Origin of the sequence: Leptospira mtsangambouensis, assembly GCF_004770475.1 — a bacterium.
In the GTDB taxonomy this organism is placed as follows: domain Bacteria; phylum Spirochaetota; class Leptospiria; order Leptospirales; family Leptospiraceae; genus Leptospira_A; species Leptospira_A mtsangambouensis.
In genome coordinates this window covers 1-22,254 of record NZ_RQHK01000015.1, presented here as the reverse complement: position 1 = coordinate 22,254, position 22,254 = coordinate 1, and the positions used below count along the sequence as shown (strand labels likewise).

The 22,254-nt window shown below is 35.8% G+C and carries 17 protein-coding genes; 4 read left to right on the top strand and 13 right to left on the bottom strand.

The window, feature by feature from the left end; translation table 11 throughout:
* Positions 1-27 precede the first annotated feature (27 nt).
* From EHR01_RS10790 to modA, 6 genes are all read right to left on the bottom strand, one after another.
* Entirely contained in the window at positions 28-1,914 is a 1,887-nt protein-coding gene (locus EHR01_RS10790) for a 7TM-DISM domain-containing protein (protein WP_135694796.1), read from the bottom strand.
* A complete protein-coding gene (locus tag EHR01_RS10785) occupies positions 1,914-2,561 on the bottom strand; it encodes a response regulator transcription factor (protein WP_244310077.1) in 648 nt (215 codons plus the stop codon). The genes EHR01_RS10790 and EHR01_RS10785 overlap by 1 nt, the downstream gene beginning before the upstream one ends.
* Position 2,562: 1 nt before the next feature.
* Entirely contained in the window at positions 2,563-6,174 is a 3,612-nt protein-coding gene (locus EHR01_RS10780) for an adenylate/guanylate cyclase domain-containing protein (RefSeq protein ID WP_135694794.1), read from the bottom strand.
* Between the two features lie 189 nt (positions 6,175-6,363).
* Positions 6,364-7,212 carry an ATP-binding cassette domain-containing protein gene (locus EHR01_RS10775; protein ID WP_135694793.1) on the bottom strand — a complete coding sequence of 283 codons (849 nt, stop codon included), beginning with the start codon at positions 7,210-7,212 and terminating at the stop codon, positions 6,364-6,366.
* A gap of 15 nt (positions 7,213-7,227) precedes the next feature.
* The gene (modB, locus tag EHR01_RS10770) at positions 7,228-7,911 is read right to left on the bottom strand and encodes a molybdate ABC transporter permease subunit (RefSeq protein ID WP_135694792.1); all 684 of its coding nucleotides are present in this window, start codon (positions 7,909-7,911) and stop codon (positions 7,228-7,230) included.
* Between the two features lie 51 nt (positions 7,912-7,962).
* Entirely contained in the window at positions 7,963-8,772 is an 810-nt protein-coding gene (gene modA / locus EHR01_RS10765; RefSeq protein WP_135694791.1) for a molybdate ABC transporter substrate-binding protein, read from the bottom strand.
* 129 nt (positions 8,773-8,901) lie between these two features.
* Between modA and EHR01_RS19415 the strand changes: the two genes are divergently transcribed.
* Together EHR01_RS19415 and EHR01_RS19325 are read left to right on the top strand one after the other, a co-directional pair.
* Positions 8,902-9,159 carry an alpha/beta fold hydrolase gene (locus EHR01_RS19415; protein WP_341866996.1) on the top strand — a complete coding sequence of 86 codons (258 nt, stop codon included), beginning with the start codon at positions 8,902-8,904 and terminating at the stop codon, positions 9,157-9,159.
* On the top strand, positions 9,083-9,556 hold the full coding sequence (locus EHR01_RS19325; RefSeq protein WP_244310076.1) for a hypothetical protein: 474 nt from the start codon (positions 9,083-9,085) through the stop codon (positions 9,554-9,556). Before EHR01_RS19415 ends, EHR01_RS19325 begins: the two co-directional genes overlap by 77 nt.
* A gap of 360 nt (positions 9,557-9,916) precedes the next feature.
* Here the strand turns inward: EHR01_RS19325 and EHR01_RS10755 are convergent, their stop codons facing one another.
* The 6 genes from EHR01_RS10755 to EHR01_RS10730 form a co-directional block, all read right to left on the bottom strand.
* Positions 9,917-11,197 (bottom strand): ankyrin repeat domain-containing protein, encoded by a 1,281-nt coding sequence (locus EHR01_RS10755; RefSeq protein WP_135694790.1) that lies wholly within the window; start codon positions 11,195-11,197, stop codon positions 9,917-9,919.
* Position 11,198: 1 nt separating this feature from the next.
* The gene (locus EHR01_RS10750; protein WP_244310075.1) at positions 11,199-12,599 is read right to left on the bottom strand and encodes a parallel beta-helix domain-containing protein; all 1,401 of its coding nucleotides are present in this window, start codon (positions 12,597-12,599) and stop codon (positions 11,199-11,201) included.
* Between the two features lie 119 nt (positions 12,600-12,718).
* Positions 12,719-13,849 carry a cytochrome-c peroxidase gene (locus tag EHR01_RS10745; RefSeq protein WP_244310074.1) on the bottom strand — a complete coding sequence of 377 codons (1,131 nt, stop codon included), beginning with the start codon at positions 13,847-13,849 and terminating at the stop codon, positions 12,719-12,721.
* 293 nt (positions 13,850-14,142) lie between these two features.
* On the bottom strand, positions 14,143-15,132 hold the full coding sequence (locus tag EHR01_RS10740) for a DUF5692 family protein (protein WP_135694787.1): 990 nt from the start codon (positions 15,130-15,132) through the stop codon (positions 14,143-14,145).
* A 336-nt stretch (positions 15,133-15,468) separates the two neighbouring features.
* Positions 15,469-16,062 carry a GyrI-like domain-containing protein gene (locus EHR01_RS10735; RefSeq protein ID WP_135694786.1) on the bottom strand — a complete coding sequence of 198 codons (594 nt, stop codon included), beginning with the start codon at positions 16,060-16,062 and terminating at the stop codon, positions 15,469-15,471.
* 24 nt (positions 16,063-16,086) lie between these two features.
* Positions 16,087-16,611: a hypothetical protein gene (locus EHR01_RS10730; protein WP_135694785.1), complete on the bottom strand. Its 525-nt coding sequence runs from the start codon at positions 16,609-16,611 to the stop codon at positions 16,087-16,089.
* A gap of 427 nt (positions 16,612-17,038) precedes the next feature.
* Here EHR01_RS10730 and EHR01_RS10725 point away from each other — a divergent pair, with 427 nt between their 5' ends.
* Complete coding sequence (locus EHR01_RS10725; RefSeq protein WP_244310073.1) at positions 17,039-17,344, top strand: hypothetical protein; 306 nt, start codon at positions 17,039-17,041, stop codon at positions 17,342-17,344.
* 169 nt (positions 17,345-17,513) lie between these two features.
* Positions 17,514-19,127, top strand: coding sequence for an FG-GAP repeat protein (locus tag EHR01_RS10720; protein ID WP_425269987.1), 1,614 nt, complete (start codon positions 17,514-17,516; stop codon positions 19,125-19,127).
* A gap of 194 nt (positions 19,128-19,321) precedes the next feature.
* On the opposite strand, the gene EHR01_RS10715 is transcribed toward EHR01_RS10720, so the two are convergent.
* Positions 19,322-21,874, bottom strand: a complete 2,553-nt coding sequence (locus EHR01_RS10715) for an HD domain-containing protein (RefSeq protein WP_135694783.1) — start codon at positions 21,872-21,874, stop codon at positions 19,322-19,324.
* Between the last annotated feature and the right edge of the window lie 380 nt (positions 21,875-22,254).

Sequence of the window (22,254 nt, the reverse complement as noted above, 5' to 3'; positions counted from 1 at the left end):
AACGAAAAGTTTTAATTGAAAAAATGATTAAGCAGGAAATTGAATTTTTAACTGGTAACTTTCATCTAAAATTTGAACCTCCAATGTCCCATTTAATTGCGCCAATCGTTGTTTGATGCTTTTTAACTCTAGATTACTCTTTTGCTTTTCAATTGGAAAGTTCAATAAATTTCTTTGATTTATATAAAAAGAACTGTTCACATAATCCAACCTCCAAACAGATTCTCCTCTACCGTATTTGATATCATTCGTACAAACTTCATACAGCATATAAAATATATTCAAAAAATAACTTTGGTTTTTACCTATGATTTTTATTTCGTTGAAATAATTTAAAAAATCATTTGAAGCTAAAAACTCAAACTCTCTTCCCACATCCGAATACCTTCTTAACAATGTTAAATGCAAACCTGTGACAAAGTTTTCAAAAATTAAATTCTGGTCTTCGATATAAAGTAATTGATTCCGCAGAGACTGAATGATTGAGACAACCCGATTATAGATATGATCCAAATCAAAAGTATACTTTACTGATTCATTCAAACTGGCCAATTTTCTTTCCAAATAAACTTTTAAATCCGTCAAATTTGCGCCTAATTGATCGTGAACCATCAATTGCATTTCAGCCCTTTGTTTTGACAATGCGTGCAACGATTCTTCGTGTAAGGCCATTTCTATATTTGCTCTAGATTCAGTTGCATAAGCAAAAAATTTACTCAAAGACACCGTTTGAAAAATCACATAGAACAAATATCCAATCATTAAGTATAAACCACCTTGGATTCCGTAATAGTTTACGGATATTGCCAAAATACAAAATAAGGCAAGTGAAAATAAAGCGATCGCCATCGAATACAATCCTTGAGCTTCCTTTTTATGTTTATAAAGAAGAAAAAAAGAAAACGTCAAAAACATTATCAAATAAACAACGAGATAAACAAAATTTAGATAGTATTGAAATGCTTTGGGAACTATAGGAGTAAACAAAGCAAGAATTGCCCCGACATAAAAGAAATTTTCTATGTATTTGTATTGTTTCGACTTAAACAACTCACTCAAAAATAAAATAGAAAAGACAAAGGTAAGAATATTTACGTAATGTAACCAGATAGACTGGAATTCAAAGCTCCTCATCTGAATAAAATAACCATGTGATTTACTATTCAAAAAAGGAATTCGGATTAAAAAAGTAATACAAACAATTGAAAAATACAAGAAGGCACGTTGGTTACGATTTATAAAATAAAACGACAAATGATATAAGGCAGATCCAAAAATAAGACCAAATATAAAAATATCTACTATTAGATTCTTACTTTTATACAAATACATTTGTGAAGGAGATGCAATTAAAAACTCTCCTCTTGGACCACCCTGATAAAAATCATGATTGGCAATTTGTATTACAATATCTAATTCCAATTGATTTGTTAAAAACTCAATCGTTGAATTTGTCCTATCGGGTATAATTTCAGAAAACTGCGAAGAAACTTTTCCTTTTTCTTGAATCAGTTCACCATTGATGTAAACCTTAGAAGAAGAAAACAGATGCATAAAATGAATAGAGAACTGTTTTACTTTAAAACTCTTTTGAACCTTTATTTTTTTATGATAGGTAGCATAACCTTTTGCCGGGAACTTCCGATCGGAAAAAGTTAGATTCGTCCAAGGTCGGAATTCTACTATGGGCGCATCACCTAACGGATGATTCGCTAGAAAAAACGTTGGATCCAATAACTGGTTCCAATAAAACTCCCAAGCAGATGATACATTGATTGGAAGCGAATTTTCCCAATTTGTATCAGATAAATCTATATAAACATCATCTTGAAATTTTTCATTTAATTTTTGGTAACAATTTATCGGAATCGTTGTTATAATCAGAAATAAAAAAATCTTTCCAATACATTTCATTATAAAATAGAATATTCTTGCACTTTGAGTGCTAATTCTGATCGATTATGCACCTGTAATTTTCGATAAATCGATTTTACATAACCCTGCACAGTATGTTCACTTAAGTCCAAAAACTTTGATAGTAAAGGAATTGTTTTCCCTTTGACTAATAATTCAAGAATTTGTTTTTCCCGATCTGTTAAATATACTTTTGGTTTATCGATAGAACGCCTAAAACTAGAAAACACCCTTAGTGCAATGGTTGGTGTAATATAAGCACCTCCACCTAACAAAACATCAACAATGTTTTTTATTTGCCCTAATTCCGACTTTAATAGATACCCAAGTGCTCCATTTTTAATCGAATTAAAAATCATCTCATCAGAATTCATATTGGTTAACATAATTACTTTTATGTTTTCGTTTTTTTCTGATAATATCTTAACTACTTCAATTCCGTTAATGCCAGGCAACATGATATCTAAAAACAAAATATCGATATTTTTATGTTGTGGATCACGCAAAAGCATCTCTCCAGTTTTCCATGAGAGAATCTCCGATACATTGTCCAATTCAGAAATTCGATTTTTTAGTTCTTCCAAAAAGAAATCGTCATTTTCCAAAATTCCAATTCTGATTGTTTTGGAATCGGCACTACTTTCCATTTTATGCGACATGCTCTCTCGTTCCTGCTACTGTTTCGTAATACTTCCAAAAATTTTCATTGGGAGTCCGTTTGTCTTCAGATAAGGAAAATTCTGTTTTTAATCCCAGAACGTAGAACATTTCAACTTCTCCTTTGTTTTTGGCATTAATTTTTCCTCTGTATTCGCATTCAAAAACATCTTTAATCATATCATAGGTTTCGCCACTAACATTGATTTTTCCTGGAGTTCCCGAAGATTCCATCCTAGACGCAGTGTTCACAGTATCCCCCCAAACATCATAGGCGAATTTTTTTTCTCCAATGACACCTGCCACTAATGGACCGGAATGAATCCCTAATCTTAGTTCCCAAAATGGCAACCCTTGGTCAGCTTTGATTTGTTTCATTAAATTCATAAAGGCCTGGATTTCCAAAGCTGCAAGAACTGAATCTATTGCATGTGTTTGGTTTCGTTTTGGAATTCCACCTGCACACATATAACTATCACCAATTGTTTTCAATTTCTCTAATTTATATCTTTCTGTAATTTTATCAAACTGAACAAAACAAGCATCCAAATCACGAATCAGTTCTTGCGGTGATAAAACTTCTGCGATTTGAGTGAACCCTTTAAAGTCAGTAAACATAACACTCACATTTTCGTATAAGATTGGTTCTGTGGCACCTTTTTCCTTCAACTCCTCAGCAATGTCAACAGGCAAAATATTGAGCAAAAGTTTTTCATTTTTCCGTCTCTCTTCCTCGGCAATATTTCTAGAAATTTCCAATTCTTGAAATAAAGCAGAACCATATATAATACCCGCCAATTGTTCTCCTAAGATAGAGAGTTTTGAAATATCTTCATCCGTTAATTCCATTGCCTTGTTTGAATTTGATAAATCGAGTAGTCCTACTACTTCTCCATTCAAAATCATTGGGATAAAAAGAAATGATGTGATATTACAAACGTTAATTACCCATTTATCTTCTTCGGAGAGTAATCTTTCCATTTTTTCCGATACATTGGGGATATAAATCGGCTTTTTCTTACGAAGGGCAATCTGGTGTCCCCCTGCTTCGCCCTTCAAAGGTAACCTCATTTCATAGATTCTTTTTTTCTGAAATTCCGTAACATATTCAGGCACCTCCATCTCCAAAAACCGCAGGTATTTTTTTTCTCCATCAGCAACTAACAATGAATAATACATAATCCCAAAATTTGTTTTTACATAATTATGAATTTTTTTCATGATCAGATGTATATCCATTTTTTCATTGATATCTTTGATAAACCCATTCAATGCCAGGATATCTTTTTTTTGTTTTTCCGTTTGTTTTAAAAGGTGAACCCTTTGAATGACACCTGCAACTTGCGCACAAAGATGCTCAATGGATCTGGCTTGTGACTTTGTTAAGTCCAACCGCCCTAGAAAATTAGAGAACATGATAATTCCTATGGTTTCATTTTTTAAGACCAAAGGAACATGCAAAAAGGAAGTGGCTCTTACTCCATCGCTGATTTGTTTATCAATTTCAAATTCAAATCGTTTGATTTGAGGCAGTAACATACTTTTTTTCCGTTTCCACACTAAATAAGCCACCCCTCCCGATTCATTCATAGGAATCCGTAAATCATTGACAAATGCTCTTTGTTCATCAGTGGCATCAAAAAACGCCTCAGCGTGTACACTCTTAATTGCCTTTTGGTTTTCATCTAATAGAAATAACCAAGCACCCAAAATTCCATATTTTTGATTCACGTATTTTGCAATCGCAGTTATAATTTTGGGCAATTCAGTTTCAGAATTGATTAAACTAGTAAAGTGATTGATGGCTTCAATTTCTTTTTTGGCTTCTTCTGATTGGATAAGCGCATTATCTGCTTTCACTTTTTCTTTGGCCAGTGCAAGCATTGTTTGATCTAACTTTACTGCGGTAGAACGTAAAAATACAAATGATACAAGGTAAAAAGCTAAGGCAATCGGAGATGCTACAAATAACGCATGATAAACTGCAACATCCAAAGGAAAAATGTCATTTAAATTTAAAACATAAAAGGACATCGAAACAGGGACAAAAAATAGAATCATCAACGAAACTCGATTTCCAATCAAAGTGGCTTGTCCTGAAGTAGGTATGGCACCCAGTTTGATGATAAAAATAGAAATCAAAAGTGCCGGGATAAATTGTAATTCACCAAATGAATACAGAGGAATTCCCATTGTAGCAGGTAAATTGAGGAAAATAAGGAAGTCTCCGAAAAACAAAGAAATTACAATGAGATTTGCCATTTGATTATGTGTTTCTTTCCAAATCTGAATCCATTCTTTTAAAAAAAATGTCATTCCAATCATACCAAGAAATCCAAAGGCATTGAGTCCAAAACTACCTGCAGACATCCGACCGAAGGAGTATTCATAGAATCCTCCAAAAAAATAAGGAGTCCAAACGAGAAAAGCTAAAAGCAAAGATCCAAAATCTAATAGTCGTATCAGTTTCGGAGACTTTTGACCGAATAACGCATAACAAAAACGCAAATGGATCCCTGGAGTAAATACAAATAATGTATAAAAAAATTGTTCCAACCTTCTATGAACAATGAATGGCAAATCAAATTTAAAAGTAACCATTACAATAGTAAAAGCACCGGCCAAAAAAAATGATATGGAAGCCAACATATTCAATTTAATATCAGGATTACTTCCTGCGATATAAATGGCCAAAGCAAATACCACAACGCTAGAGAGAAGTGGAATCAAAAAATAAGGTCGATTGTATGCAGTTATCTGTTCACTTGGATGAAGATAAAAAGAAACTAAATATGCGATTATAATTAAAATCGTTGTGATAAATCCCGATAAAAAGTAAAACAATCCCCTTTGTTTGAATAACAAATCATTTAGATTTAAAAAATCTGATCGAAAAATTCCATATCCAAGAATTGATAATGGAAGAAATGCAAAACTACTCAGCGGGAATACTGGATATCCAACTAAACTTAATAAATTGGTAATCAAAAAAAAACTACATATATGAAGACCTAAGAACATAATCTTCTTTGATTCAAAGTCTACTCGATTCTTCCGCCAATAATGAATGGAGGTAGGAGTGTAAACAAATATATAATTAATGAATAAAACAACCCCCCAAATTTTCAAAGGAAGTTCCGCAATTGGATATTTGCCAAAAGAATAAATAAACCAACCACCCGTAAAATCATAATGAGTGAAAAGTCCGTAATATCCAAACGCAAGAGTCGACATAGCCAAAAAACCGGATATGATTAAATATCGATACGATTGTTTGGTTAAATAGTATGTTAGAAAGGCAGCAGCTGGAGATAATAAAACTACTCCAAAATAGCCAATGCGATTCCAAAATAACAATGTAGGTTGGTCTTGGATTAACGTACGCAATGATAAAACAAAACCAAGTGAAGCAAACGAAAAGGAAAAACAAATGAAACTGAACAAAAGTTTGCGATTCTCGGATCTTTTGAGGGCAAGTATCCCAAGTGAAGTGAGTGTCAATCCGACAAAGGTCGTAAAAAAGTTCGGTATCGCCCATGGAAGTTTGTACCAAAAATATTCGATTGTAGAGGGATTTGTCGAAAGTTCAGGAATTGGAATCATGAAATCCTCAGTTTAAATTACTATTGCTCTTCGAAAATAGATAACGATTGCAAAGAATTCTGATGACTTTGTTTCAATTCATAAGTTTGGAAATAAATATTTTAGTTTATTATACCCCCTGTTCAGGGGGTTTTGAAATGAGTTACTTGAGTTTTATATGAATTCGAATTGATTTTGAAGAAATAAAATTCATTCACCATCATTTTTGATTTTTATTTGTGTAAGGCAAAATTCATTGATCTTCAATATAGGATCTTTCTTATTTCTTTTTAAAACAACAAAAGGATTGGGATACCAAATTGCCACTTCATCTTTCGATGTCCTGCCAATCACTTCCGCTTCCAATAAGTCGCTTTGTTTTTGACGGAAAATATCGATAGGATCACCACTAGAAACAATTTCCCCATTGGATAACATATAAACTTTTTTAGTAAGTTTGATGACCTCTGGAATTTCATGACTAATCAGGATGGCTGTCATTTGATATTGCTTTTGTAAAGATTCAACAAGTGAAACAAGTTGGGTTCGAATCCTTTGGTCTAAAGAAGAAAAGGGTTCATCTAAAAAAAGGAATTTAGGTTTCTGGATAAGCGACCTGACAAGTGCTACTCTCTGTTTTTGACCACCTGACAGTCCTTCCACTTTGTGATTTAGAAGATTATCTATTTCGGCAGTTGTCATTAAGCTCTGTAAGAAATTCTTATCTTCTTTTCCCTTTTGAAACGCAAATTCCAAATTTTCCCGAACATTCATATTAGGAAATAAGGAAGATTCTTGAAATAGATATCCAATTGACCTAGAAACAATTGGTAAGTTTATATTTTTTTCAGAATCAAACCAAACCTGTCCATCGACAACAATAGAGCCTAGATCTGGCTTCACTAATCCAGTTAACATTTTTAGAAACGTGGTTTTACCTGCACCGGAAGGACCAAAAAAAGAGTTTGATTGGTGTAATGGAATCTCACATTGAAACTTAAGTTCAATCGTTTTCTGATCTCTTGAAGAAAACTTCTTTTGGATATTTACTTTGATCATTCTAAACTCGAAGCATTATTTTTTTGAAGCCAACGCCATTGTTAAACTTCTCTTATATCGAAAAATTACCAATAGAACAAACATTGATATTGCTACCAAAATTGCAGAATAGATATGAGCAGATTGATAATTCATTGCCTCTACTTCTTCAAAGATTGCAATGGATGCTACTTTTGTTTTACCTGGAATACTTCCACCAATGAGAAGAACCACACCAAATTCGCCAATGGTGTGGGCAAATGTTAAGATCATACCCACAAGGATTGCGGGTTTACAATTAGGAAGAATTACCTTAAACAAAATAGTCCACTTTGATTTTCCCAAAACCATCGCAGTTTCTATATAAATTCGAGAAACCGATGAAAATCCAACTTGGAACGCTTGTAACATAAATGGTAAACTAAATAAAACGGATCCAACCAAAATTCCCAAAAAACTAAAGGCCATTCGAAAACGAAATACATCCTCAATCCATCTGCCTAACCAATGATTCGGACTAAATAAAATGAGAAGATAAAAACCAAGGACAGTTGGTGGCAAAACAAGAGGTAAATTCAATATTGTTTCGAAAACAAAACGAAAACGAAATGTAGAAAACGTAAACCAGTAAGCAATGGGTATAGTGATGATACTCAAAACGAAGGTTGTGAGTAGAGCCAATTTTAATGTCAACCAAAGAGGATCAAAATCTAAAATCATCTTTTTCTCGAAATATAAGATTCTTTTTGCAAAATAATACAACTACTACAATCATAATGGAGGTGCAGTGTATCCATATACAGAGAGTATACGATGAACTTCTTTAGAAAATAAGTATTCGAAAAATTTGTGGGATAATTTGATTTCTTCCTTTGATCGGTTTTTATTTATTTCTATGATGATTACACCTTGGTGGATCGGTGTGTAAGATAAAGGATCTACATTTAACCAAAATTGGTTTGTATTCTCTTTAGAAAGAGCAGTCGAAAGTGATGTAAAACCAAAATCGGCAGATCCTGTGGATATAAATTGGTTTACTTGGGTGATACTTTCACCAAACACAAGTTTATCCTTTACCTTTTCATAAATTCCAAAATATTCTAGCGATTCAATCGCTGCCCTACCATATGGTGCAGTTTTTGGATTAGCGATTGCTATATACTTAGTATTCTCATTAACCAAAAGTTCTTGAATCGAATTCGATTTATTTTTTCCCATTTGTGACATGAGTATCAATTTTCCAATGGCATAAACTTTGGGTTGGTTTTTGCTAAAACCTTCTTTATACAATGCTTCTGGAAAATCCATATCAGCAGATAAAAATAAATCGACGGGTGCACCACTTCGAATTTGACTTGTGAGTTGGCCTGAAGCACCCCAAATGATTGTGACCTTATATTTTGGGTTTTGTTTTAAAAATGAGGCCCGAATTTCTTCCATTGGATTTTTAAAATTCGCAGCAACTGCCACTGTAATTTCTGTATCTTCATTGGGATGATTGGATTTTATTTCCCGTTTTTCTGAAAAGACAGCACTTGTTAGGACAAACAAACTAAATAAAAATAATTTGATACGTTTCATATACCAACCAGGTTCATAAAACGTAAGTTTCCTAACCTATGCGAGACTTTTTTTAAGAAATAGCAAGAATCGGGTTTTGGAATCATTGAATTCAATCTAAACTATTCTCATTCCATTTTTGGAGATGAGATGAAAACATTTATTTTACTACATGGTTCTTACCACGGTGCTTGGAATTGGCATAAAATAGTTCCGTTATTACAACAACTTGGACACCAAGCGATAAGCATTGATATGCCTGGGCATGGACTAGACAGAAAGAAAATACATTCAACAACACTTAATGACTATGTGAACAAAAACACTAGAGGTGATCCAAGCTGTCGAAGGCAAAGTGATTTTACTTGCCCACAGCCGAAACGGAATTGTCATTTCAAGAGTTGCTGAAAAAATCCCGGAAAAAATTGAGAAATTAATTTACCTCGCATCCTATTTAATTCCAAACGGAAGGTCAATGATGGAATATGCTCTCCTTGATCGGAAGTCTTTAGTGATACAAAACACAGTTCCAAAAATTTCCTTAAAACTAGCCAGTCGATTGATTAAAGATTATACTGGTTATAAAAAAACATTGATAGATCTTTTTTTACCGAAAAAATACAGAACCCATCGTTTGAGCCAACATATCTTTCAGGAAGCACTCTATCATGATTGCCCCCTCGAGATCACTGAGTTAGCCAATGTTTTACTCACACCAGAACCAAACTTAGGGGGATTTGAAAAATTGAAATTAACTGAAGAACGTTTTGGTAAAATTCCGAAGATATACATTGAATGTTTGTAAGACAAAGCTGTTACACTGTTTCTCCAAAGGAAGATGCAAAAAGATTCTCCCTGTGATCGGGTTTTTCAAATTGATTCCAGCCATTCTCCTTTTTTTAGCAAACCAGAAGAATTATGTGAAATACTGAATCAAATTGCAAGGGAATAAATTCTATCTTTTTAGTTTCTTTCAATTGTTAGGTGGCCCATATCCAAGTGAAAAAAGGAGTTCTGAAACTAAACTCCTATCTCAAAAGCTCAATATGATCCTATCTTATCGAAATTGAAAACCATACTAGTGTTAGTTTTCAAATATACTCAACTTGATATTTCCGATTTTTTCGAAAAGAAATTAAAATAATTTCAGATCGATTCGATTTGTTTATCGGCTTTTAAGTAAATCGACGATCTTAAGATGTCCGTTTTCTAAAGCTAAGTCCAATGCTGATTTACCTTTTTTATTTTTAAGCGATGGATTTGCTTTTTTATCTAAAAGAAATGATGCGATTTCAAAATTCCCATCCCGGGCTGCTAAAATCAAAGGAGTTTGTCCCTCCAGTGTATCGGCCATGTTAGGGTCAGATCCCAAAGAAACCAATTCCTTCACAATGGGTTCATTTTGAAGTAATACAGCAAGAATCAATGGAGTTTGACCAAACTCATTGGTTGCTTCCAAATTTGCTCCATCTTCAATGATCGACTTCACAAATGGAAGTGACCCACCTTGGATCGCCCAAAAAAGTGGTGTGTATTTATGTTCATCCACTTCATTAACACTAACGCCAGTTAAATGCAAAACCTGAAATAGAAAAATATGGTTTTCTTTAGCGGAATAAATCCAGAGTAATTTCCTTCTTCGCGAATAATCCAAAAAGAATAAACTGATAAGAAGAAAGAGTATGAAAAACACTCCAAAGGCTTTTTTTGCGGCAAATTTAATGTCAGGATGAAAAAATAATTCCGAATTTTCTCCAAGAATACCTAAGACAGACTTATATTTTTTAATAATCAAATAAACTAATAATATATTGGTAGGTAACGTGAAGGCCACAAGATACGGGATATTTAAAATTTTACCATTCCCTGCATATAACAGAAAATAAATTGGGAACAGAGCAATGAGAAATCCATAAATCGAAATACTTTGCGCAATATATCCTTTTGTTGATCCACCTTTTGTAAGCACAATGCCCCGATGAAAACTCATTAGTTGTAATAATAACGAAGAAAGAATCGCCCAAACAATCGAACTTAATATTTGTAACGAAGGAAGTGGAATGGGCATATCCCAGCGACTTTTATTCATCCCTACATACAATCCAGCAAGGATCGCTACTCCACCCACAAACCAAAGAGAAAAGAAAACCCGAACAGAATGTCTGGCACGTCTCATTCTTGACGTTTTATCTTCCACAACGTCTTCTTCTCCCAGGATATCCTCTACTGCTGAGGCAGCACGTAAGGTTCCCAAAACTGAAACGGCAACATAATAACAAAGAAACGAAACCGCCAAAAGATTGCGTTTCCAAGAAACATCACCAGAAACATAGCGAACCAATACGATTAGAAGAAAGGCTAATATGGGTGGTGTGAACAAACGAATGATCGATATCAACCCACCACGAAACGGATTCATCTGAAGAAGGTTTTTTTCTGCATTCATATTATTTTACCACCCCTTTGGACCCTTCATCTTTCAAGTTCAAAATATAATTAGCAACTGCCGTTAACTTTTCGTTTCCTAAATATTTTTGAGAAGGCATTTCAATAAAACCTTCTCTAACTTTTTTGGGCATAGAAGCAAAGGAAACAACGCCATATACATCTTTTTTATATTTATCTTGTATTTCCTTAATCGGAGGGCCTACTGTTCGAAGAGTCATAGAGTGACAACCAGAACACACGGCACCAAACACCTGTTTCCCTAGCTCCCTAGCATCCGATTTAGCTTCTCCCAACTTAGGGTCACCTATCATTGTTTTGATTTGCTCAGTGGATTCTTTTGGTGAACAAATCCCGTATTCGCTAGTTCCGATTTTTGTTACTGAATCAGGAGAGGACAAACAATTGTCCTTTCCTTTCCCGGAAGCAACAATATCGTATCCTTCTGGGAAAATCCCCACCTTCCCACCGTTAGGAGATTCAGGGATCGGATTACCAGAAAATACAACTCGTATCACATAAAATATCCAAGAGATAAAATCGTTCCACTTCCGAGATCCATTATCAATAAAAACGTTTTCAAGGACTTTGTTGCGGTCAGGATTTGGTTCTACATCTGGATCAGGTGATTTTGAATTTGGAAGTAAATTATTATCTCCAATTCCAATTCCGGCGAAACTATTTCTACGAATGATATTGCCTTCAATGGTAACTTCGTCACCAGCCATAACACCAATTCCTATCCCAGGAGGAACACCTGCAACAAGAGCACCCGGTTCAGCAAAATTTCTATGATTATTATCAAATATAAAGTTCTTCCGAATGATTACATTCTCAACTTTTTTTAAAGGAAGACCTGGCAAAGCAAAAGCAACGATTCCCGCCGAATTATCATACACAGTATTCCCTTCAATTAGAACATTTGTTGAATTTTCGATTTCAATCCCAATAACACTACCATATACTTCATTTCGTCTAACATCGACATTGTGGCACATCCCTATGTAAATTGCCGCATCAGCAATTCCCAAACTAACTGTATCTTCAACGACTACGTTAGTTCCCATTGTTGGATAAATTCCGTAAATTCCTGTATTTTCCACAATGAGTTTACGCATAATGATATTACCTGCACCCTGGGTCATCACTCCATTTGCTTTATAGTTTTTGATATGAAAATTTTCGATTAGAAAATTAGCACCAGACCCAATCACACCATCATTCAGTTTTGCCTCTCCATCTAACACTGGCCACTTGCCATTGACAATCACGCCCGATAGAGTAAAATGAGTTTTGTCCACGAACAAAAACTCGTGATAGATTCCAGGAAACACTTTTACGGTATCTCCCTTTTCTAACGAGTCAATTGCCTTCTGAATCGACTCCCCTTCACGAACTTCCACTGTGCGTGAAAAAACTTGGGACGTGAAGACAAAAGTTAGAAAGATAACAAACCATAGGTGAAAATGGGTTTTTCGATTTTGAAAAGAACGAATAGACTGGAAAAGTTTTTTAAAAATCATTACTTTTTGGAACTCCGATGATATGATTCTAATTCAAGTGCTACTGGTAAACCTGATGGTACGGACTTTGGAAATTTTGGCATACTCGATTCATCAGTCAATGCCTTTAGAAAAGAAATGAGAGAAGTAATTTCATTTTGACTAAGGCCCATTTTTCTAACATGCCAATGAATTCGAAGGTCGCTGGGTGCACCATTCCCCCTACCACCACCTTCGTTATAAAAATTTACAACTTCTTCAAGGGTTTCCAAATTTCCAGCATGCATATAAGGTGCTGTTTTTGCTATATTCCTCAAACTAGGAACACGAAAAGAACCACGAAGCAAATCTTGACCGGTTATGGTTTCTCGACCATAATCCCTGACCCCCGAATCCAAAACGCCAATGGTAGCAAAAACATTATTTGTAAACATTGGTGGAGGATGGCATTCCGCACATCTGGCAACAAAAGAACGAAATACATTATAACCTAACAATTCTTCATCGCTAAGTGCCTCTTTATCACCAGTCGACCATTTATCAAACCTACTGCTAAATGAAACAAGTGATCTTTCAAAAGAAGAAATTGCATCAACCACTAGCTCTGCAGAAATTTTTGTTCCTTTCTGGCCATAAGCTAGGCGAAACATTTTTTGATAAAAAGGATTTTCATTTAATCGTGATTCGATGATCGCAGGAGAACTACCCATTTCATCAGGAGAATAGAGTGGGCCATCCGCTTGGTCTTCCAAATTTGCGGCTCTCCCTTCCCAAAACAAATGTTTCATATAAAGAACATTCCACAAACTTGGTGCTGACCTTTTTAACACCACTCCATTTTTGCGTTCCGGCCCATACCCAGTTCCATCTTTTCCAATACTTTGTTTTCTACCATCCGATAAACTATAGGCTGGGTGATGGCAATGAGCACATGACAACTGTTTATCGCCAGACAGGATAGGATCAAAAAACAAGTACCTTCCTAAATCAATCACCTTCGGATCTAGTTTGACATTGGGGAGAGATTGCCCTAAGCCACCGTTTTTTTCTAAGGAATTTATATACTGATAATTTATAACACAGGAACCTTTCTCGGTTTTCCATCCAGAAGGACAAAGCGAAGAAAGAAAAAAATCCGAAGGAGGTTCCACGACCTCAAATTCAGATGTTTCTTGAATGATTCTAGAATCTACCTTTGAGCAATTCGAAACCAAAAAGATATAAGTAACGAATCCCAAATAAAACAGATACTTCACAAGACAAAAGAACCATATAGAGAAAAGTTAGAAATCATTTTAATCTATTAAAACAAAAGAAAAGCCAATGATTTGGCCATATAAAAAATCAATCACCTCAAAGCTCATTGATTTATATCAATCTTTATCAGAAATAAAAAAAGGGTCACAAATAGAATGACCCTTTTCAATAAACTTGAATATTTGAATTAAGATTCTGCCAAAGCCTTTATCGATTTATATTCACTTAAGTCTGTGTAAATCTCTCCAGCATATGGATTTCGTTTTGTTTTGATCCACTTATATACCATGTAACAGAACACAGCAACATTACTTGCCAGCGCAAGTCCAGCAACAGAATTATAAATCCAAGGTTGATAGGTTGAGCGAACGACATAAGCTCCTGAATCTAAAAATGAAGGGAATGTTTGAGCAAACATACACCAAATAGCAAGCGTTTGTGCCCTATGTTGTAACCATGCACCTTTTCCTATTGTGAACGCACAAACTGTTGGCGCCAAAAGAAGGGCCAAACCTGCATACCAAGAATGGGATGGAATACAATTGTATGTGTAAGAAAAATTCCACAAATCATACGCAACAATCCAAAACCAAAGCATGTCAGGCCATAACATATCCCGGCTCTTATCAGATGTTGTTTCTTTTCGAATGACAATTCCAAACCAACCAGTGATTGTCACTGTGTTAAGAATCCCTGCAATGGCGTTCATATAATTCCAAGGTCCACCAAGAACTCCAGTTACCTCTCCTTCAATCGGTCCAGAAAAAATATTCCAATAAATCTTTCCTACTTGAAAATCTCTCGTGACTGCCTCAATGATATTCACCGCCAAAATAAGAGCGGGAAAAAACAAAGCCAGTTTAACATTTGCTAATCGCCAACGTACATTTCCTTTTTTATCAGTTTTTTGAATATGGCGAATCGCCCAAAAGATAAGGCAACCTGCAAGCGCAGAGTATACTTTTGCTAAATGAAACCAATCCGTATAGGTTTGTTCCTTCATAAAGAAAAACCAAAGAATAGACAAAAAAGTTGGAAGGACTATGAAGCTAAATAAACCAGCCCATTTCCATCTCCTTGCAAATTCATTAAAAACAAAAAGGGTAAAAAAAACAAGGAGCCATATTCCAATCCCTTCGATTGTTGTTGTTCCGGCCTCTGCATTAAAATTCCACATTACAAAACCTCTCTCAATTTAAATTTCAAAATCTTATTTATATTCATCCACTTTCCAATTTCATTATGACTGACCAGTCAACGAAAGTCAAGGAACCTTGTTTCTTCCATTCTTAGTTTAACATAAGTTTATTTAGAAAGTTTCTAAAGTTATCGATCAAAATTCTAGAAACAAGAGAAAAACAAAAACGATGGATATTTGCGCTCCCAAAACAATCTTGTTGTATGATGGAAAGAATAAGGGCCGGGCTACTCCGGGGTCCGCTACGCTTCCGTCTGCCTTACGGCAGACCAAGCCCTACAATCCCTAGCGAAAAGAGCCCTACCTTAATTCGGATTAGTGGAACGCCTCTTCTAATGAGCGAAAAATTTCTCGACTAACACCTACGGGCATAAAGAATCCAATGGAATCCACAGACTCGGAAGACCCACCATAAACTTCGATTGCGACGGAAGTTTGGGAAGATTCAGCGGTTAAGATCTCTTGGAATTTAGGATACACTTTGGTTGGTGCTAAAAAATAAGATAAAAAATTCTTAAATGGAAAGGAAGCACTGATCCCATTCATTTTAGGAATCGAGAATGTGTGAAACTTTCCAGAAATTTGTTTTTTTTGTTCAGGAGTAAGCCCTTCCAATCGACATCCAAGAATCGATCGTAACTTGGTTGGTTCCGTATCGGGTGCATCCAAATAAATGGCAAGGCTATCGCAATTGGTAATCCCTAGCATCTCCCATTCTTTTTGAAAACTTCCCCAACTAGCTCCGATATCTTTATAAGGTCCTTTATGAGTTGTATAGTAAATCTCTGTTGGACCAAATGATTCACGATTCACAACTACATCCTGGAACCCACCCATATAACCATAAAAAACAATCCCGAGAAGAATCAAGAGACTCGCTGTGATCCCTATGTATTTTGCTTTATTCATAACTAAACTCCTATGCCAGATTACCTATTGTTTTTCTTCAATTTTAATCGATTCTATGATTTGGTCAAAAGTCTTATTGTACTTTGGGTATTCATCTATAGTTGAATTGAAGTTAAACAATAACATTTTTCCATTATAATTCGTAACCAACATAGTATTATTTATTTTCGTATCGATAGCATTTGATAAAAAATTAAAAAGGATAAACTTTTTATTATTAACAACTATTAGTTCATTTTTAATCCAATTGATTCCAGGGATAATTTTTGAAAACGTTTCCGACATTGCTTTTCTAGCATCTTCTAGATTAATTTCTTCGATTTGATTATCTTTTATATCAAAACCAATTGATGTTTTAGTGGACTTAGTTCCAATCACATACTTAGGAGCTCGTTTAGAAGGATATTTTAAATCGATTATTTCCTTTGAAAAAGGCTGGAACTCATCACCTGTTTCAAAGGAAATTTTTCCTTCATCCAATGTATGAGTTTTTGCAAATAATTGAATATTTAAAACTAACAAGGTTACTACGAAAATTAATTTCTTCATTGGTTTCTAAAATTTCCTTTTTGATTCTATAAAAATAAAGACAAACGTTATTTTTTCGATCCTCCTGACTAGATGTCGATTCATTTTTCTTTCATTTTTAATCGAAATTTTGGTGAAAATCCTATGTTCAGGAAACAACACCCTCTCCACCTAAGATGGCTTACGCTTTGCCGCTTCTTTCACTAATGTCCGATTAAAAATATAAATTTGTAGTAACCTTACATTGAAACCAAAAATGCATCAGAATGCCAGAAACATTCGCCTACCAAATATTTGGTGATTGCCTTAACAAATGGAGATTCTTATCAATTTTAAATTCTTTCCGATACCAATAAAAGTAAAATGAAGGCATTCGCGACGAGATAAATCTTAGTATCAACTTCGAAAACAAATTGTTTTTTATTAAGGTAATCTAAATTATCTTACCATGCCAGTTTCCAGAAACTTGTTTCCTTTTTTCTATCGAATGCAATGGCAAACATTCAAAACCATCTGGAAATCTCTAAAAGCTTCTGAAGTCATTCCATTTTTATTTCTGTTCTTTCGGGAACGATTTCGTTTGCAGCGTTCTACCTTTTGGAAGGAATGGAAACAGAAACCATCTAACCATTATCATTTGCAATATCCTCTTGAATTGATCGCTTTTTATCTCGCCTACAAAGAAATCACAAACAATGAGCGAGCCCTGTTAGAATTCGCTTCCACATCCATCCAAGGATGGTTAAAAATGTGAAGTAATGACTACATGAAAAATACTTGCCTGAGGTGAGTCAAATTTACAAATTCTTAATATCGAATGCTGGGAATTTTCATCGCAAGGAAGAGAATTCAAAGAAATTGAAACAATGAAAGAAATCAATTCTCAATCGACTTTGGTTCTAAATCTCTTGGTTCTCCTTACAATGATTCTCTCCTTCAGTTGTAAGCGATTAACATTAAATAATCCCTGCGATCCAGAATCGAATGACTTTCTCTCAACATTACTTGTATCTTCGACCGCAGAAGGTCCAGTTCCATCCTGTGGCTTCCGAATCCAGACTCCGATCAAACTTTGGGAAAGCCAAGCTTACCTCAAAGCCTCCAACGCAGAACCGAGCGATGGTTTCGGAACTGCGGTTGCCATTTCAGGAGATACGATTGTTGTTGGTGCCATAGGAGAAGCTAGCAACGAAACTACGATCACGAATGGTGAAGGTGCCAGTAGCAATAACGATAATGGTCTATCGGGAGCCGCCTATGTATTCCAAAGAACAGGTTCTATATGGTCCCAACAAGCTTATATCAAAGCTTCCAATTCAGACCCCGGCGATCAATTTGGAGTCTCAGTCGCTATTGACGGAGACACAATCGCTGTTGGTGCCAACTTGGAACAGAGCAACCAAACAACGATCACGAATGGCCCTACTGCAAGTGGGGACAACTCGGCAACTGGCGCCGGAGCAGTTTACGTATTCAAGAGGTCAGGTTCCACTTGGGCACAAGAGGCGTATCTCAAGCCATCTAACGCAGAATCAACGGATCAGTTTGGATTTCCAGTAGCGATCTCCGGAGATACGATTGTAGTTGGAACATATTTGGAGGATAGTAACCAAACAACCATTACAAATGGTCCGACTGCAAGTATAAACAATTCATCTACCAGTTCTGGGGCAATCTATGTATTTCGTAGGTCGGGTTCCACCTGGTCACAGGAAGCCTATATCAAACCGTCCAATTCAGAAGCCCAAGATTCTTTTGGAATCAGTGTAGCCATATCGGGCGATACCATTGTTGCAGGTGCCAACCAAGAAGATAGCAACCAAACAACCATTACAAACGGTGGGATCGCAAGTAGCAATAACGGAGCGACTAGTTCTGGAGCGGCATACGTATTCCAAAGGACTGGATCCACTTGGGTGGAACAGGCATACCTGAAAGCTCCCAATGCCAACCCTACCGATAAATTTGGAGAGGATGTTGCCATCTCGAAAGACACAATTGTTGTTGGCGCATTTGCCGAGGCGAGTAGTCAGATAACAATCACAAACGGGCAAACTGCGAGTTCCGATAACTCGGCAACCAATGCGGGTGCCGCTTATGTTTTTAAAAGAACAGGATCTACCTGGATCCATGAAGCGTATCTGAAAGCACCTAATGCCAAAGCAGACGAATATTTTGGTGAATCACTTGCCATCGAAGGAGATACAATTGTAGTCGGTGCGGGTTTTGAGGATAGCGGCCAACGAATTGTTACAAATGGACAAACGATCAGTATCGATAATTCTGCACCTAGGTCTGGCGCAGTATTTGTGTATGGAAGAAAAGGTTCCAATTGGACTTTGAATGCGTATCTCAAGGCTCCCAATGCAGATCCTGATGATTGGTTCGGCAAATCCATTGGAGTTTCGGGAGATACGATTGTTGTTGGAGTGAGCCAGGAAGATAGCAATCAAAATACAATTACAAATGGACCCACTGCGAGTTCCGATAACTCAGCACTCTCTTCCGGTGCCGCCTATGTCTTTATTAGAAAATAGATAAAAAAAGCAGCAGAATGCCTTCCCGACTCCTGCCAGCTGTACCTCCTGTTCAGACTGGCGAGCTTTGGCCACGCCTCCGTCAGAAATGCATTCTGACTTTAGACTTTTATACAGAATAAAATCTGATATTAGCAATTAATCAAAAGGAATTTAAAAACTTTATTAAATTGTTTAATTTAATCTTTAATAATTTATTGAATAAAAATATCAATATAGTCATTTCTATATCCGCTTGATTCAACATATTCAGATTTTATACTTGATGAAGGCCCTAACTCTGCACAAATTTCTTTCAAAAAATTAAACAACGGCTCATTTGCTTCATTTACCAAGTTTTCTATACTTTGCCCCAATCCAATGGCTCCTCTAAATTTAACGAGTGGGAAAACACGACTTTCATCCACACTTAGCCCTGTAATAATTGAAAGATTCTCTGCTAGCTTCCAAGAAAATTCATTCTCACTTTCTTCTGTTAATCTAATAAAAAAGATCCCATTATTTTTAACTTTACGTTTTAGTTCCGAAAGTGATATAAATTCGCGATTGCAAATAAACATTGGTTGATTAGGATCAGGAACGTCAAAAGAAACAAATAAAGATTGTAATTCTATTTTTTCACCAATATTTCGACAAACTGCAAATGCTTTTGAGCGGACGCATTCAATCCATTCCTTATCTTTTCTTAAATCGATTCTGGAATGTCGATCTCTTGCTGCGTTAATTGCTTTAGATTCAGCTACACCAAATATATTCTTGGTATATTCAAAACCAATAAATATTCCTTTTTCATATACGGCAACTTTCGATTCATCTGAGTTATATGGAGAAATAAAACAACGACCGCCCATTGGGGGCAATTCAGATAATTTAGTTAACGTTGGAATGAATCTCTCTTGTTTTTGGTCATTTTTAAATATAACATCATTAAAAAAATTTGCGAAAACTTCATTTGAACACTCTCTCCATTCAGGAAGACTAACTCTCTCAGAACGTGAGTCTTTCTCCAATAAAACATTAATTGGTAAGGCACCGCAAAGTAACCTTAATCTTTGAATCCAGTTTTGATTAAAAAATGAATGCCGATATTCATATCGGGATCTTATGTTATAATCCTGGGAAGGATTCGGAATTACTTTATCAAAAAAATCTTTGTCCAATTTAAGTCTGATTCGAGTAGTCCACTTAGTTGATTTCTCCCCAGAGGCTGCTGCTCTTAAAATTGGGCGTGATTCAATCCCTTGTCGAAATTCTAACACACGAGCTGCATCGATACCTTCATTGAATCTACGCGAACTAACAATGATTTCGCTTGACCACATAAAAATAGAAAAAAAACCAATCCCATATCTTCCACGAAAACGATAGGCTTCACTTTGAAGTCCAGGAAATTCAGTGCGTGCATATGAGGATTTCCAAAAAGAAAAACCAAAATCTAAAAGTGCTGTCGTAAGAACTCCCTCTGACATTCCTATTCCATTGTCATCAATTTCCAACATTGTTTCCGAGTCCGATTCAATAAACCTTATTGTAATTTTTCCATCGGAAATTAAAAATTCATCATCTATAAGTGTTCTTGCTTCAACTGCATCAGCCGAGTTTTGAATAAGCTCACGAAGCGGTGAAAGTGGACTGTTGTATAAATCCTTTCCACCTAATGTACGCGCTAAGTTAGGTACATTCGAAACCTTTAGATTTAACGGCAATGGACGCCATCCCTGTACTTCAACATACTGTGCTAGTGCATCTGCAGAACCGGCACCCGCGACTCCATTGACAGTAAATTTGGGAAGATTTTTTTTTAAGAGTAAATCATTGGAGTCGCGGAGTTCTCTGTCGATCATTTGTAATGTGTCGAAACAAAGGTTCCAAGCGTTTGCTTCATCAACCAAAAAAGGACTTTTGGAGGTATATACAATCCGTCCTTCGTCAACATGTGGCTGAGTAAGTTTGTTTTGGAATCGCCAATGCTCCATTGAATCAGTTCCAATAATCCTCAAAGATGCTAAAAATTTTGGCGCTCTTCTATCATCTATCTGCATAGCGTCTACGCAACGAAGTAATAAGGCTATTTTTAAAAGGTCAACTTTCCAATCTTGTGGAAATCCAGAAAATGCTCCTTGAGAGGCGATAAAATTTTTCGGAACATCGCTTATGTTCCAATGATGACTATGTGCAATACGTCCGATTGACCTTCCATAATGGTCTCTAAATTCGGTATCATCGATCAAAAACATAGGATCACCATCAAATTGTGATTCCCATTGTTGTAAAGCAAGCTCCTCAGCTTTACTTGCGTGCTTAATTCGTAAGGTTTCATTTAAGGCAAATGCCTCTGCGGTTGTTGTGCCAATTCTTGATAAATCTTTGCTTGAAAAATTTGCACGAAACTGGGCGATTGCGTCAGAATATTCAGGAGAACTTCTTATTTCATCAATTCCTCCTTTATAGGAACAAATAGTCATAGCGGAATCATGTAATAGGATTGCCCCTCCGAAAACAAAAGCTTCGGCAGGATTAAGAATAAAAGAATCATCTGTTAATATGTCTGCCATCTCCCACAGAGCATCCAAGTGCGTAAGGTCATGGACCGTTAAACCTAGCGTATCAGAAGGAATATGTTGTATTAAATTTCCAACGCGTTCTCTAAACTTTGAATACGTTGCTCTGAGACGCTCTCGATAAGGATCGAATGAATCACCCTGATTTCCAAGTGACCTTGACCAAATTTTTGTTTCTGTATACATTCGATTCTCCTAGTAAATAAAGGATACTTGTTACTTAACTCATGTTAAAAGGCAATATGCATGATATATAACAAGCTAATAAATCAGAAAACTTTTTTTGATTCTCCAGAAACAAAAAAAGCCTCACATCTTTCGACATAAGGCTTCTTCTTATCTTACTCTTCTTCAACTATATACAACAAAGGTTCTATTTTTCCCGATGAGGGAAAGCCAACCGCAACGACCCATAGGGAGTGAGGTTGGGACTTTTGCGGAGCGTTAGCCTAGCAAAAAGTCCATCGGCGTAGACCGCCAAACAGAACAAAGTAAGTTAACAAACAACGCATTAATGACATACACGATCTTAATCGTGTATATTGTAATATGGTCAAGCCGATCGA

Excerpts from the sequence above, each read along its gene's own strand:
- EHR01_RS10790 (WP_135694796.1), bottom strand. The coding sequence starts at position 1,914 with ATGAAATGTATTGGAAAGATTTTTTTATTTCTGATTATAACAACGATT.
- EHR01_RS10785 (WP_244310077.1), bottom strand. The coding sequence starts at position 2,561 with ATGGAAAGTAGTGCCGATTCCAAAACAATCAGAATTGGAATTTTGGAA.
- EHR01_RS10780 (WP_135694794.1), bottom strand. The coding sequence starts at position 6,174 with ATGATTCCAATTCCTGAACTTTCGACAAATCCCTCTACAATCGAATAT.
- EHR01_RS10775 (WP_135694793.1), bottom strand. The coding sequence starts at position 7,212 with ATGATCAAAGTAAATATCCAAAAGAAGTTTTCTTCAAGAGATCAGAAA.
- modB (WP_135694792.1), bottom strand. The coding sequence starts at position 7,911 with ATGATTTTAGATTTTGATCCTCTTTGGTTGACATTAAAATTGGCTCTA.
- modA (WP_135694791.1), bottom strand. The coding sequence starts at position 8,772 with ATGAAACGTATCAAATTATTTTTATTTAGTTTGTTTGTCCTAACAAGT.
- EHR01_RS19415 (WP_341866996.1), top strand. The coding sequence starts at position 8,902 with ATGAAAACATTTATTTTACTACATGGTTCTTACCACGGTGCTTGGAAT.
- EHR01_RS10755 (WP_135694790.1), bottom strand. The coding sequence starts at position 11,197 with ATGAATGCAGAAAAAAACCTTCTTCAGATGAATCCGTTTCGTGGTGGG.
- EHR01_RS10740 (WP_135694787.1), bottom strand. The coding sequence starts at position 15,132 with ATGTGGAATTTTAATGCAGAGGCCGGAACAACAACAATCGAAGGGATT.
- EHR01_RS10735 (WP_135694786.1), bottom strand. The coding sequence starts at position 16,062 with ATGAATAAAGCAAAATACATAGGGATCACAGCGAGTCTCTTGATTCTT.
- EHR01_RS10730 (WP_135694785.1), bottom strand. The coding sequence starts at position 16,611 with ATGAAGAAATTAATTTTCGTAGTAACCTTGTTAGTTTTAAATATTCAA.
- EHR01_RS10725 (WP_244310073.1), top strand. The coding sequence starts at position 17,039 with ATGCCAGTTTCCAGAAACTTGTTTCCTTTTTTCTATCGAATGCAATGG.
- EHR01_RS10720 (WP_425269987.1), top strand. The coding sequence starts at position 17,514 with ATGATTCTCTCCTTCAGTTGTAAGCGATTAACATTAAATAATCCCTGC.
- EHR01_RS10715 (WP_135694783.1), bottom strand. The coding sequence starts at position 21,874 with ATGTATACAGAAACAAAAATTTGGTCAAGGTCACTTGGAAATCAGGGT.